11 protein-coding genes and 1 pseudogene are annotated in these 13,297 nt (G+C 62.6%); 3 read left to right on the top strand and 9 right to left on the bottom strand.

All coding sequences use genetic code 11. From position 1 onward, the window contains the following. Positions 1 to 82: 82 nt before the first annotated feature. From AC0L2K_RS17430 to AC0L2K_RS17420, 3 genes are all read right to left on the bottom strand, one after another. Positions 83 to 1,231 (bottom strand): phosphotransferase enzyme family protein, encoded by a 1,149-nt coding sequence (locus AC0L2K_RS17430; protein ID WP_473531927.1) that lies wholly within the window; start codon positions 1,229 to 1,231, stop codon positions 83 to 85. 170 nt (positions 1,232 to 1,401) lie between these two features. Continuing rightward, entirely contained in the window at positions 1,402 to 2,070 is a 669-nt protein-coding gene (locus tag AC0L2K_RS17425; protein ID WP_287227990.1) for a haloacid dehalogenase type II, read from the bottom strand. Positions 2,071 to 2,262: 192 nt separating this feature from the next. Then, complete coding sequence (locus AC0L2K_RS17420; protein WP_287227992.1) at positions 2,263 to 3,213, bottom strand: LysR substrate-binding domain-containing protein; 951 nt, start codon at positions 3,211 to 3,213, stop codon at positions 2,263 to 2,265. Positions 3,214 to 3,234: 21 nt separating this feature from the next. Between AC0L2K_RS17420 and AC0L2K_RS17415 the strand changes: the two genes are divergently transcribed. Genes AC0L2K_RS17415 through AC0L2K_RS17405 form a run of 3 tightly spaced genes read left to right on the top strand, consistent with a single transcriptional unit; the run spans position 3,235 to position 6,098 of the window. Then, on the top strand, positions 3,235 to 4,386 hold the full coding sequence (locus tag AC0L2K_RS17415) for a four-carbon acid sugar kinase family protein (RefSeq protein WP_473531926.1): 1,152 nt from the start codon (positions 3,235 to 3,237) through the stop codon (positions 4,384 to 4,386). 3 nt (positions 4,387 to 4,389) lie between these two features. After that, positions 4,390 to 5,403, top strand: a complete 1,014-nt coding sequence (gene pdxA / locus AC0L2K_RS17410; RefSeq protein ID WP_287227996.1) for a 4-hydroxythreonine-4-phosphate dehydrogenase PdxA — start codon at positions 4,390 to 4,392, stop codon at positions 5,401 to 5,403. After that, a complete protein-coding gene (locus tag AC0L2K_RS17405; RefSeq protein WP_287227998.1) occupies positions 5,400 to 6,098 on the top strand; it encodes a beta/alpha barrel domain-containing protein in 699 nt (232 codons plus the stop codon). Before pdxA ends, AC0L2K_RS17405 begins: the two co-directional genes overlap by 4 nt. A gap of 109 nt (positions 6,099 to 6,207) precedes the next feature. Here AC0L2K_RS17405 and AC0L2K_RS17400 read toward each other — a convergent pair. From AC0L2K_RS17400 to AC0L2K_RS17375, 6 genes and pseudogenes are all read right to left on the bottom strand, one after another. Next, a pseudogene (locus tag AC0L2K_RS17400) lies at positions 6,208 to 6,420 on the bottom strand (ISAzo13 family transposase); the annotation flags it as partial. 175 nt (positions 6,421 to 6,595) lie between these two features. Then, positions 6,596 to 8,050, bottom strand: a complete 1,455-nt coding sequence (locus tag AC0L2K_RS17395; RefSeq protein WP_473531925.1) for an aldehyde dehydrogenase family protein — start codon at positions 8,048 to 8,050, stop codon at positions 6,596 to 6,598. Further along, positions 8,047 to 9,321, bottom strand: coding sequence for an NAD(P)/FAD-dependent oxidoreductase (locus AC0L2K_RS17390; RefSeq protein WP_287228002.1), 1,275 nt, complete (start codon positions 9,319 to 9,321; stop codon positions 8,047 to 8,049). The genes AC0L2K_RS17395 and AC0L2K_RS17390 overlap by 4 nt, the downstream gene beginning before the upstream one ends. Before the next feature lie 61 nt (positions 9,322 to 9,382). Next, the gene (locus AC0L2K_RS17385; RefSeq protein WP_287228169.1) at positions 9,383 to 10,552 is read right to left on the bottom strand and encodes an alanine racemase; all 1,170 of its coding nucleotides are present in this window, start codon (positions 10,550 to 10,552) and stop codon (positions 9,383 to 9,385) included. 19 nt (positions 10,553 to 10,571) lie between these two features. Continuing rightward, positions 10,572 to 11,390 (bottom strand): GNAT family N-acetyltransferase, encoded by an 819-nt coding sequence (locus AC0L2K_RS17380; protein WP_287228004.1) that lies wholly within the window; start codon positions 11,388 to 11,390, stop codon positions 10,572 to 10,574. Positions 11,391 to 11,692: 302 nt separating this feature from the next. Further along, complete coding sequence (locus tag AC0L2K_RS17375) at positions 11,693 to 13,000, bottom strand: NAD(P)/FAD-dependent oxidoreductase (protein ID WP_091590903.1); 1,308 nt, start codon at positions 12,998 to 13,000, stop codon at positions 11,693 to 11,695. Positions 13,001 to 13,297 lie beyond the last annotated feature (297 nt).

Here is a 13,297-nt window from a genome sequence, read left to right as displayed (position 1 = left end):
CTGCTGCCTATCTGAAAGAGTACCTTGATCAATTCGCGGTTCGTCTTTTGGCTACCGTGCCGGTCGAGCGAACCGAGATGCGTTACGGCTGAAACGACGACATTGCCGCCAGGACGGCTGCCTCGCCCGATGCGACACCAAGAGGCGCCAGGATGGAAAGTCCGTGCTCGGCACGCGAGACATTCTTTTTGATGTATTGGGCATCGGCCGGAAAAAGGTGGGACCGCCAGTAGTTGACCAGGATCAACGCGCTTTGTCGCGCCCGCATCAGTCCGACGAGCAATTTTGCTTCCAGTGCCGAAAGTGCAATGACAGAGGCATAGCCGGCAATAAGATGCTCGGCTCCACCCAAAGGAAGTGTCGAATCCCCTACGACGTGACTTGCTGCGATCGCCAGGTCCTGGATCCTGGGGCTCCAGCAGCCATCGCCGAAATCGATAAAACCCATTCCCTGGCCAGTCACCATCATGTTGAATGGGCTGGGATCATTATGCGTTACCTGCCACGCCACATCAGAGATTTGTGGCTCAACGAACTCCGCATACTCCGCCATCGCGACGCGTACGCTCTCGGCAATGCTCCCGGATGGCAGGTATTGCTCCAGTTCCATCAACCTCGACCAGCAACCGACATGCCAAAGAACGGGACGGTAAGCCGCGGGCACACTGACCAGCTCAAGAGCCAGGTCCAGCCGGGCGAGAGCGCTGCCGGTTCGAAAAAGCAGGTCGGGAGTTGGCGTCGCCTGGTGCAGCGGAATGCCCTCGATCCGGGTCTGCAAGTACCCGCATGTCCCCTCTTGCTCGAACATCCCCTCTTGCTCAAACATCAACGCGCCGCTGGTCGTGCGGAGCACTTCGGGTGCAACGAAGCCCGTGAACCCTTGCAATCCGGCCATGGCGGCGGTTTGAAAACGAAAGCTGTCGACCGCCTCCGCTGTTGCCGACGTCTTCAGGATCAACCGGCGGCCGTCCGACAGGTTGACCTCAATGGTGCGCTCAACCTCGGAGGACAATGTCGCGATCGATCCCGTCAATCCGTAATGGCGCTTCAGCAGTGCCGCCGACATGTCCGGTTCGGAAGCGCCCGGCCGCATCGCCAGGCTTGCGGCGGCAGCGCGAAAATAGGCTTCGGTTGAAGCTGCCGCGTAAGGCAGATGGTCGCATCCTGCCGTCATGGAGCCATCGAGCTGACCAGCTTCCTCATCGGGGACCAGATCACCATAAGCGCCCAATTCGAAAGATCCTCGCCTGTTGGGGACGGTTGTTCTTCATGCTTCGACAGATGGAGCGCTCCAGCGATGACGCCCCGCAGGTCTATTTCTCGCGGTATTTCAGACGGCGCCGCTGGCCGCCCTCGCAAAATGGGCGCAGTGCTCTGCGGGTCTCCGGCCTATCCTCGCCCTCAGAGTCCGAAAACGCCCGGTAGCTGCGTCACGTCACGGATTTCCGTATACTCGTAATAGGGGTTGGCCGGCTCATGGCCGCGATTGACCCAGACCTTGCTCTTGATCCCCAGATCATAGGCAGACATCAGGTCGTGGCGGAATGACGAGGACACATGCGTGATATCCTCCGGGCCGCAGCCCAGCGTGTCGAACATGTACTCGAACGCCTTGAAATGCGGCTTGTAGGCACCCGCCTCTTCAGCGGTCAAGACGGCATGAAACGGCGCACCGAGCTTTGCCACGTTCGACGGAATCTGGGCCACCATGGAGTTCGTCAGGGTGACCAACGGAATTTCCTTGGCCAGCTTGGCCAATCCCTCGGGAACGTCCGGATGCGGCCCCCAAGTCGGGATGCGGTTGTAGATCGTTTCGGCGTCTTCGGCACGGAACGCGACGCTGTTGCGGCGGCAGGTGCGTTCCAGTGCGTTGTGAACGACATCTGCATAAGGCTTCCAGTCCTGCAGCACCTCGTCGAGGCGGTAGCCCTGGAAATTCCTGATGAATTCAACCATGCGCGGCCCATCCAGAAGATGACCGAACAGGTCCCTGGCGGCTTCCGCCATTTGGAAATTGATGAGCGTGCCGTGGCAATCAAACGTCACGTATTTCGGCCGGAAGCGATCCATGTCCTTGGTTCCTGTCAATCTGCCCTATCAGCCGAGCATAATCGCAGGCGTCCGGCAGAATGTGCGGCAATGCATGGTCATTCAGCACAAGGCCCTCCGGTCGACAGCCAAACCAGCACGCCCTTTCGCAGCGCTGTCTCTTTCGCCCCGCCTGAGCCGATACGGGCGCAAAGGCGACCTTATTTTCTTAGTTTAGCTGTTCTCAAGCACCTGCCGCTTGAACGATCCCTCGGACTCTGCGGTCAGCCAATCGCGCAATGCGGAGAGGCCGCTTGAAACAATGATCGACTTCGGATGGATCAGGCCGTAGTCCGTCCCGTCGCGATCAAAGCCGAGTGGTGCTTCCAATCGCCCATTCGCGACGTCATCCGTTGCAATCGCCTGGGGGGCAAGAGCAACGCCAAGACCACCCAGGGCCGCTTCTGCCATCAGGAAATGATGATCCAGCAATCGGGTCGTTCGAGGACGCGGCGCATCCATGTGCGCGTCGAGCCACGCTTCCCAGGCATCCGGTCGCGTCCGTGATCCGAGCGCCACATAGTCGCCACTCTCGAACCGCTTGCGCAGGGATGGCAGCATGACCGGACCGACGCGCTCGGGCATCAGCCTGATGATGGTCCATTCCGGGTCCACCGGAAAATCGAGACGGCGGATCGCAAGCGTCACCCGGTCACGCGCGAAGTCGAGCCCTCCGCCGCCGGTCGACAGATGCACCTCGACGTCCGGGTATCGATCCTGAAACCCAGACAAGCGGGGGATCAGCCAGCGCATCGCCAGCGAGCGCTCGCAGGACAAGATGATCGGAATGGGCGTCGAGCTGGATCTGATCTTTGCCAAGGCATCAGTGATTAAATGGAACGCCTTGCCGGTCGCCTCCGCCAGCTTCGCGCCATCGGAGGTCAGACGCACCCCGCGCCCGTCCGCTTCGAGCAAGCGCAAGCCAAGATCGGCGGAGAGTTTGGAGACGCGACGGCTGACTGCACCATGCGTCAGAGCGAGTTCGGCCGCCGCAGCACGCACAGACCCCAGACGCGCCACTGTTTGGAAGGCACGCAGATCGTCGAGTGAAGGTAGGTCAGATCGTTTCATTGGTGATTTCATATCACCATAAATCGTCAGATCATATCGATATTCGGTTCTCACCGTTCTGCTATTCTCACCAACATGAAGCAGACCACATCTCTCCTCGTCGGGATAGTCGCCGACGATCTGACCAGTGCTACCGACGGCGCGGCGGCCTTTCTCGCGAGAGGCTATGCACCTGTGATCAGGCGACAGGTCGACGGCGCGGAGAATGGAGCTATCACTTCTATCGATACCAACAGCCGCGCCTCCGACATCTGGCAGGCGACAAGGGCTATCGCCGACGCCGTGTCGGCCCTCTCGCATGCCCGCCTTCTGTTCAAAACGATCGATTCGACCCTGCGCGGCCATATCCGCGTGGAAGTCGCCGCCGCCTTTCGCGCCAGCGGCCGGAGCAGGCTTGTCATCGCTCCAGCCTTTCCCGAAGCGGGGCGGCTCACCGTCGGCGGGATCCAGACGGTGAACGGCATTCCCGTGAGTCAGAGCGTCTACGGCCGTGACCCAGTCCATCCCGCAGGCACATCGCACATTGCCGATCTGGTCGACCCGTCCCTGGGGATACCGATCATTCTCGCAGCAAACAGTTCCGGCGATGCGGCGACGAAAGGGTCCATTCTGATCCTCGACGCCGACAGTCAGAACATACTGAACCGGCAGGTCGCCGACATTCCCGATCCCGAGACTGTCCTTTGGGTGGGCTCCCCTGGTCTCGCCATCGCGCTGGCATCGCTGGTCCCTGCAGTGCCGGACGAACGCCCGGTAACGGGCAAAGCCGCCGGGCAGGTGGTGATCGTCGCAGGAAGCACCAATCCGGTGACGCGCGTCCAATGCGAGACCTTGCGTGTACGAGGCGTTCCCGTCGTCAGCGACCTGGCCGACGCTCCCGGCGACGCCCGTGTGATTTGTCTTCGGGCACCGCTGCAAGGGCAGGAGAATGCCAGCGCGGTGATGACGAACCTCGCCGGACAAGCAGCCGCAGCGGTCGCCCGGCGCGACTATGACGCGGTGATCGCCACCGGCGGCGAGACGATGGCCGCGATCCTCGACCGCCTCGGCATCAACGGGTTCCTTCTCACCCGCGAGTTGGAGCCCGGCTTTCCGGTTGGCCGCGCCGAACGGGCGGATGGAGAGCCGCTCACCATCGCCATGAAGGCGGGAGGCTTCGGCTCACCCTCTGCACTCCTTGATGCCGCCCGCGACCTGCTGGCAAACCGCTTTCACGAAAGGCTCTGATCGATGACCGCCCATGACGCTCCTCTCGCCGTGACCATGGGCGATCCCTCCGGCATCGGCCCCGAGATCATCGCAAAAATGTATCTCCGTCGCCCGGACAAGCGACACTGGATCGTCGTCGGTGATCCGCTGGTGATGACCCACGCCCTTTGCGGGCTCGATGCTGATGTGCGGATCCGGCCGATCGCTTCCGTCGATGAGACCGTGCTCGATGACGGAACCCTCAACGTGCTTTGCTCCTCGCAGCTTTCCGCCCTGCCACCGGTCAGCCAGGTTTCGGCCGTCAGTGGACGCGCGGCGTTCGACGCCATCGTTGTCGCGATCGGACTGGCGCGGGACGGTTGGGTGGGCGGCATCGTAACGGCGCCGATTCACAAGGAAGCACTTGCAGCAGCCGGTTTGCACTATCCCGGCCACACCGAAATCCTGGCCGATCATGGCGGGGCTCCCAAGGTCGCCATGATGCTGGCGAACGAGGACATTCGCACGGTCCTCGTCACCATCCATTGTTCGCTGTCCGAGGCGATCCGCAAAGGCGATTTCGCGGCGCAGATGGATGCCATCCGGTTGGCCGATGCCGGTGCGAAGGCGCTCGGCATCTCCCATCCGCGCGTCGCCGTCGCCGGCCTCAATCCGCATGCCGGCGAAGGCGGTCTCTTCGGAGACGAGGAAATCCGCATCATCCGGCCGGCAATCGAGGCGGCCCGTGCCGAAGGCATCGACGTCTCCGGCCCATGGCCAGGCGACACCGTGTTCATGCAGGCCCGCAAGGGCCGGTTCGACATCGTGGTCGCCCAGTATCACGACCAGGGTCTCATCCCGGTCAAATATATGGGCCTCGACCATGGCGTGAACGTCACGCTGGGCCTGCCATTCGTGCGCACCAGCCCCGATCACGGCACCGCCTTCGACATCGCGGGGTCCGGCGTTGCCGACCCCTCCAGCCTGGAGACCGCCTTCGACTACGCCCTTAGGCTGAAGGCCTCCCTCCCCTACCAGAAAGCCGTCACCCCATGACCCAATTCGACTTCATCTTCATGCTGACACGCAACGACCGCACGGTGACCGACGCCGCCGTCCACGCCGAAACGGCGCTCAGAGCCGGAATCCGCCACATCGGCTTCAAGGACATCGGCCTGCCGCTCGACGCGCTTGCCGCCCTCGCCCGCCAGATCCGCGAGGGCGGAGCCAACACTTATCTCGAAGTTGTATCGCTCGACCGCGACAGCGAGATCCGCTCGGTCAAGGCGGCGATCGACCTCGGCGTCGACTTTCTTCTCGGTGGCACCCATGCCGAAGACGTGCTGCCGCTGCTGGAAGGGACGCCCATCCGCTACTATCCGTTTCCGGGTCGCATCGTCGGGCACCCGAGCATTTTGGAAGGATCGCAGGCCGAGATCGTCAAAAGCGCGGTCGCGCTCGCCAGCCATCCCGGTGTCGCCGGTCTCGACCTTCTCGCCTACCGTTCGGCAGGCAATGTGCCGTCTCTGATCGACGCTGTGTGCCGGGCCGTGCCCAAGCCCGTTATCGTCGCGGGATCGGTGGACCGGCCGGATCAGATCAACACCATTCGCAACAGTGGCGCAGCGGGATTTACCGTCGGCACCTCCGCGCTGGACGGCCGGTTCCCGGCGGAGGATCCCGCACTGGAATTCCAGCTGCGGGCGATCTCGGCGTGCCTCGAAGGACATCAAGAGAGCGTGGGAGGTTAGTCCTGGTCAAAATAAATTACAAATTGAACTCAACACGGCGGAGCTTCGAGCAATCGAGGAAGCTCCAGACCAGAGTTCTCTGCCACTCCATTCGATCGCATAGACAAACGCCCTGTCGACGCACCTGCCCGCGCGCCGTCGCAACATCGAGGTCTTTGATGCCACGCCCGATCGTCGAACGGCCAGACCGGTGATCTCAGACACCACCGCAAGCCCACAACCCGCAGCACGAGCCTCACTCGCAGCGAATACCCGGCGGCCACGCTCGTCCGCTTCGAGCGGTCCGCCTCCACCGCTGCTCGATTCCGCGTCGGTCGATCATGCCCGATCGGTAACCCACAAAGCGACCGGATAGAAACGCAACCTGATGAGTCAAACCGACGCAGACGTCACCAAATCCGATTCAGTCATCAACCGACATGTTCTAACTGATTACCGATCCGCTCAGCCTACAGGCGTAGACGGCAGCTGCGCCCTCTGCGCCAGGCGAATGTCGCCTAGAAATAGCCGAGGATGGATTTGACCTCGAGGTACTCCAACATGCCTTCGATGCCATATTCGCGTCCGTTTCCGGACTGCTTGAAACCGCCAAACGGGGCGTGCGGGTCCCAGGCGGGGTAGTTGAGATGAACCTGACCGGCGCGGATCCGCGAGGCGACGTCCCTGACGGCGCCCATATCCGTGCCCTGTACATGGGCCCCCAGGCCGTAGACCGTATCGTTGGCGATAGTGACGGCCTCCTCGACTGTGTCGTAGGGGATGATGCACAGAACTGGCCCAAAAACCTCTTCCTGGGCAATGCGCATGCCTGTGCGCACGTCGGAAAAGATGGTCGGCTTGACATAGAACCCGACGCTCAGATCGTCCGCGCGACCCGACCCGCCGGTGAGGAGCCTGGCGCCCTCCGAAATGCCGATGCCGATCATGGTTTGGATGCGGTCGAACTGGGAACGGTTGGCGATTGCACCATGAGTGGTGGCTTCTGAAAGCGGATCGCCGACGATGATCTGGGCTGCGGCCCTCTTGGCGACCGCCTCGATCTCGGACAGCCGCTCGCGCGGCACGATCATACGCGTCGGCGCGCTGCATGACTGGCCGAGATTGCGGAAGGCGGCGGCTATGCCCAGCGAAACGGCACGATCGGGGTCGGCGTCGGGCAGAATCACATTCGGCGACTTGCCGCCGAGCTCCTGTCCGACGCGCTTGACCGTCGGCGCGGCGGCCTGGGCCACCGCGATGCCGGCACGGGTGGAGCCGGTGATGGAGATCATGTCGACATCCGTGTGGGAGGCGAGACCCATGCCCACGCCTGGGCCGTCACCATTGACGAGGTTGAAGACACCGGCAGGGAAGCCGGCTTCCTCAATCGTCTCGGCGAACAGCAGGGCGTCCAAAGGAGAGAGTTCGCTTGGCTTCAGCACGACCGTGCAGCCTGCGGCGAGCGCCGGCGCAACCTTGGCGGTGATCTGGTAGAGCGGCCAGTTCCAGGGCGTGATCAGGGCGCAGACACCGATCGGTTCGTGGGTGACGGCGGTGTGGCCGCGCTGCACGACGAAGGGGAAGGTTTTCAGGACATCGCGAGCGACTTGCACATGGGCGATCGCGAGCGGCACCTGCGCGGTGCGCGCATATCCGATCGCCGCTCCCATCTCGAGGCTCAAGCATTGCGCAAGCAGTTCATTGCGCGCTTCGAGCAGCGCCTGCAGGCGATCAAGCAGACCCGCGCGGTATTCCGGCCTGGTACGGCTCCAGGTGGCGAACGCCCGGCGGGCCGCTGCAACGGCCGCGTCCACATCCCAGCTGTTTCCGAGCGGAAACCGGGCCACGATCTCTTCGGTGGCGGGATTCACCACGACGCTCTGGGCGGTGCCTCTCGGCTCGACCCATTGACCGTCGATGAAGAACTTGTCGAGGCGGCCGTTGCGGGACAGGTGTTCGAGGGGCGAAATCATGTGACAAGGTCCTTCATGCGGTAATAGGCGCCGAGGATCGGCAGGAACCAGGGACGCCCAAAGTATCCAGGGATCGCCGGCCAGTCGAAATCCTTCCAGGGGTTCAGGTCGGGACGCCCGTCCATGACATCGGCCATGATGCTGCCCATCAGCGTCGACATATGGGTGCCGTGGCCGCTATAGCCCATGGAGTAGTAGATTCCGTTGCGCTCCCCGGCGCGTGGCAGGCGGTCGCGGGTCATGTCGACCATGCCGCCCCAGCAGTAATCGATGCGGATGTCGGCCAGTTCCGGATAGACCTCGACCATCGCCGCTTTCAGGATCCGGCCGCTCTTCTCGTCGGACTGCGGGTTGGATACTGCAAACCGGGCCCGCCCGCCGAACAGCATGCGATTGTCCGGCGTGAGCCGCCAGTAGACGACGAGATTGCGCGTGTCGACGACATTGCGTCGGGTCGGCATGAGGCGCTCGAGTTGCGAAGGCGACAGCGGTTCCGTCACGACCAGGAAGGCGCCGACCGGCACGATGCGGCGGCGGATCCATCCGAGCGGACCGACCTGGGAAATGCCGCTCGCCAGCAGGACCTGACGCGCGACGATCTTGCCTCGCGGGGTCTCGACCTCATGCCCGTCGGCGACCTTGCGCAGAGCCATGACGGGGGCGTTTTCATAGACCTCTGCGCCCCGCCGTGCGGCGGCGGTCGCCAGGCCCCGGACGAAACGGCCGACATGCATGCTGGCGCTCTTGGGAAACAGCAGCCCGCCATGGTAGCGGCTGGTGCCGACTTCAGTTCGCAGGTCGGCGCGCGCGATCATCCTCGTCCCGGGATCGACATTTGCCGCCAAGAGTTCCTGGCTGCGCGCCAGCACGTCGTAGTGCTCAGGCTTGGCGGCAAGCTTGAGCTTGCCGACCCGGGAGAAGCTGCAGTCGATCTTTTCTTCCTGCACCAACCGCTCGACCATATCGACGCCGGCGTCGAAAGCCTTGTAGAGGGCGTTTGCGGCCGGCTTGCCGTGCTTGCCGGCCATGATTGCATAGTTCTGGGCAAAACCGTTGTTGCACATGCCGCCATTGCGGCCGGAAGCGGCGTTGCCGATCGTTTCGGCCTCCAACAGTGCAACCCGGGCGCCCTTTTTGGCGAGGGCCAACGCGGCAGAGGATCCAGTCAAGCCGCCGCCCACAATCGCTACATCGTAGTGGCCTTCGAGCGGTTTGGACGCGCCCTCGTTGAACGGCTGAGAGGTGTCCAGCCAATAAGATGTAAACTTCATGATTGCACCACCAGTGCGTCAGTTTGCACGGGCGCCATGCAAAGCGTTGCGATTGCAGCCCCTACCATCCGCGGATCCGCTCCCAACGGGCTTCGATCCGGGGACTGTCCCCGTTGACGACGCTGTAGAAGTGGTGCTGGGCGGCCATCGCGCAGGCATGGTTGGGCAGAATCCGGACCCGAGCCCCGAGCGGGAAATCGGGCATGGACTTTCCAGAACCGGCACGAATGGTGAGGATACCGTGTTCCTGGCTGGCCTGCGCCACGATCACATCTTCAAGCACCCGCCCCTTTTCATCGCAGACCACGCCGTAACCCTGGTCGACCTGCTGGTTTGCGGTTCCGCGGTCGCGCGAAAGCGCCATCCAGCCCGCGTCGACCAGCACCCATCCTTTTTCCGGCTTGGACCCGATCACCGTGGCCAACACGGAAATCGCGATATCGTCGAGACGGCAGACCCCTACCCCGTGCTGGACGAGATCGAAGAACATGTAGACCCCGGCGCGCAGCTCCGTGACGCCTTCGAGGTTCTCGGCGAAGTGCGCCGTCGGCGTCGAGCCGAGGCTGACGATCGGGCAGGCATGGCCGTGGGCGCGCAAAGTTTCGGCGGCGCGCACGGTGGCCGAACGCTCGTCCTCGGCTGCCATGACCAGCGCATCGGGCGTGCTCAAGCCATAGGACTCGCCGGCATGGGCGAGGACGCCGACCAGGTTGGCGCCAGCTGCGACGATCCTGTCGGCCACATCGAGCAGCTTGGGATCGTCCGGCTTCAATCCGCCGCGATGGTCGTCGCAGTCCAGTTCGATGAAGACGGACGGCGTCACACCGGTGGCCTCGCGTACACCGGCCAGGGCGTCGGCCTGCTCCACGAAATCGAGCAGCAGCTTCACATCAGCGCCGGTGCGGCGACAAAGCTCCATGGCGCGGACGGCCGACGCCGGCGACATGCCGACTGCATAGGTGATGTCGCGAAAGCCGTGGCCGGCGAAATACTCCGCCTCGGCGATGGTCGAGACCGTGATCGGGCCGGGTTCGCCGGGGAACACATGTCGGGCGACGTCGATGCTTTTGGCCGTCTTCATATGCGGGCGCAGCACTACGCCAAGCTCTCTGGCATGCTCGGCCAGACGCTGGATGTTGCGCTCGATCCGCCCCCGGTCCAGAAGCAGCGACGGGGTGATGAGGGCATCGATCGTTTGTGCCGCCTCACTGATATTTACATTCGTATCCATCGCCACCCTACCTCATTCCTCAACCGAACGACTGATTTGCCAAGGCATACATGCGGGCTGTCCCGTCGCAGACGGGCCGTCGCCCCTTGACCATCGCGATCACAGCACCGACACGCGCGAGGCCCAGGCTCTCCAGCCAGTCGCCCAATCCGTGTTCGGCATAGACGTCGATGCGCACGAATTGGCCGTGAAGCGTCGCAAGCTGGGCCAGGATCAGAAGCCGCGCGTCTTGGGCGCTTTCTGCTGCAACAGGGCCGACGACATAGCCGCGGCCGAACCGCCTGGCGATGGCGTAGCCTGCAATCCGCCCCGCGCGTTCGATGACCAGAACATTGCCAGCATCAGCGAGCGCAGCCACCATCGACGGCCGGGGCATGCCTGTCGCCCGCTCGTCAAAAGCCTGGATCGCCGCGAGGTCGGAGACCGTCGCCTGACGGATGTCGTCGCGGGTACTCTGCGTCACGGCGACGCTCAGCGAGCCCTGGTGCTGAATCACCGTGCCCCAGGCATTGAAGCCGCGTCGCTTGTAGAGCGCGAGCCCCTCTTCCGTCGAATTGAGCAGCACGTTGCGCCCGTCCGTGGCCTGAAGCAACCCGTCAAAAAGCCGGGAGCCGTTGCCGCCGCCTTGCGCGGAGCCGGTTACTATGATCATCCCGGCAGTGGCATAGGCCTGTCCGTAATTCCAGGACATGGCAGTGCCGATCACCTGTCCTGCCCGCTCGAGGACCAGGCCATTGCCGACCTTCACGGCAAATTCCCAGTCCTCCTGGCGATAAGGCCAGCCCATCTCCTGCGACAGATTCAGCGCGCCCGGCACATGGCGGGTCTCGAATTTCATCAGCTCGGTCGGGGCGCTGACGCTATCCCTGTCATGATCAACGGCCATAGGTGCAACGCTGTCGCTTGATCCAAAGTCACATTTGTAGTCGGACCTTAGAGTGGCGTCCGGCGGGCAGATTTCGCTGCTGTTATGCCCCTTCAATTCAGCGGGATCATTCGTTTTGAGCCGTCCGTCGGCATGCCATATGGCGCAAATCGGGCGAGGAATGCGGCAAGACCACTCGGGCGTCGCTCAGGCGAGGTGGAATGCAGACCTCAGCGGCATCTTTCGGTCGCAGCCTGCCACTCGCCTGACCAACCTCAATGCAATTTGAGACGCGGACGGACAACCCGGTTGACATGGCCGACCAGGATAAGAGCCAGGCCCTTGATCCAGCCATGTATGGCCACCAGGTGCATGCGGTACAAAGACACGTAGATCATCCTGGCCAGCCGCCCTTCGATCGCCATCCGCCCTCCGACGAGATTTCCCATCAAGCTGCCGACGGTGGAAAACCGGCTCAACGACACGAGCGAGCCCTTGTCCCGATAGACAAATGCTTCCGGCGTTTCCCCGGCAATCAAGTGAAGAATGTTGCGATAAGCGGTCGATGCCATCTGGTGGGCGGCCTGAGCGCGTGGCGGCACTGGGCCGCCCGCCCCTTCCGGCTTGAAAAAGCAGCAATCGCCGATAGCGAAGATGCGCTCGTCCCGGCTCGTTTGGAGGGTGGGAAGGACGACAAGTTGCCTGCTGCGCGCCACCTCAAGTCCGTCGAGCTCTCCCAGAATATTTGCCCCCTGCACTCCTGCAGCCCAGACGCAAATATTGGCGTGTATCTGCTCCCCGGTAGCACACCGCAGTCCCTGTTCCGTTGCTTCGGATACAGCCGTGTTTGCGAGCACCCGGACGCCGAGGGCCTCAAGTTCCTGATGCGCGGCCTTTGCTAAAGCTTCTGGGAGAGCCGGAAGAATCCGCGGCCCGGCCTCTATCAAAGTGACCCTCAGCCGGGTCTCGTCGAAGACTTCCAGGCCATAATGTCTGAGAGATGATGCAGCATTGTAGAGTTCAGCAGCGAGTTCGACGCCTGTCGCGCCACCACCTACGATAGCTATATCAACAAAGGCGTCGTCGGTTGAATCAGCTGACATTGTCCTGGAAACTCGAAGACAATGATTCAACAACTTCAATCGAAAGCGATCCGCTTGGTGACGGTCTTCGAGGAAAAGGCAATGATCCTTGACTCCGGGAGTGCCGAAGTCGTTTGAAACCGACCCGATTGCGATAACGAGGTAGTCGTATCGGAGCCGATGTCGACCGACCAGTTCCGACCCGTCATCGTCGAATATCGGCGCCACTGTGACCTGCCGCGCGGTGCGATCGATGGCCTCCAGCGACCCGTAGAAGAAGCGGTAGCCCCAACGGTGCCCGTGGCCGCGGTAGCCCACTTCGTCAAGATTTGCGTCGAGTGATCCGGCCGCGACCTCATGGAGCAGCGGCTTCCACACATGGGTGTGGTTACGCTCGACAAGAATGATATCGAAATCCTTGCGGCCGAGCCGTGCTCCGAGCCGGCGCACGAGTCCAAGGCCTCCAGCCCCACCGCCAACGACGACTATTTGAGTCTTCATTCGTGCTTGCCCGGTCTCGTTGAGGAATGCCCCTTAACACGACTACCCGCTGTCAGAGGCGCCAGATGGCAATCTAGTCCTGGATTCGATAGCCCTGAATGATAAAGAAGCGTCATCATCGCCCTCACGAACTCAAAAATCGCGCTATTCCCGGGCGTTCACGCCGCGAATGGCGAGCCCTGTAGTCCGGCCCCAAGGCCGCCCTCACCAATCCATGACAACCTTGCCGGAATTGCCGCTCTTCATCGCCTCGAAGCCGGAAATATAGTCGTCCACGCCGATGCGGTGGGTGATCAA

Source organism: Mesorhizobium sp. WSM4817 (genome assembly GCF_055811135.1).
This window is presented reverse-complemented; position numbering and strand designations above follow the sequence as displayed.